1 tRNA gene and 1 rRNA gene are annotated in these 500 nt (G+C 46.2%); both read right to left on the bottom strand.

Annotation, left to right across the window (positions count from 1 at the left end):
* Positions 1-198 precede the first annotated feature (198 nt).
* Positions 199-274: transfer RNA gene (locus LC431_RS26215), tRNA-Glu, on the bottom strand.
* Between the two features lie 142 nt (positions 275-416).
* Positions 417-500, bottom strand: a 16S ribosomal RNA gene (locus tag LC431_RS26220); the annotation flags it as partial.

Here is a 500-nt window from a genome sequence, read left to right on the forward strand (position 1 = left end):
CACCATCGCGCTGCGATTATTTGAGAGACTCTGTTACAGACTAATTCACCACTCGGTACTGCTACGGAGAGTGATGTTCAGCTGTAAACTTTCAATTTTCAGCTTGTTCCAGATTGTTAAAGAGCAATATCTTAAACACGACTCGTTAGAGTCATCTTTAAGATATTCATTGATAATGTCTTTCACACATTATCGGAGTGGCGTCCCCAAGGGGATTCGAACCCCTGTTACAGCCGTGAAAGGGCAGTGTCCTAGGCCTCTAGACGATGGGGACACGAAAAATCCGTACCAGACCACACAGTGGTTTGGCACTTTTCGCATCAGCGTAAGGTTACCCTTACTGCATCAACAGGTGCTCTTGCTCATTAATTTCATCAGACAATCTGTGTGGACACTGCACAATGCGTATCTTGAGGTAAGGAGGTGATCCAACCGCAGGTTCCCCTACGGTTACCTTGTTACGACTTCACCCCAGTCATGAATCACAAAGTGGTAAGCGC

The organism is Rahnella sp. GSA61A (assembly GCF_019969905.1).
Taxonomy (GTDB): Bacteria; Pseudomonadota; Gammaproteobacteria; order Enterobacterales; family Enterobacteriaceae; genus Rahnella; species Rahnella aceris.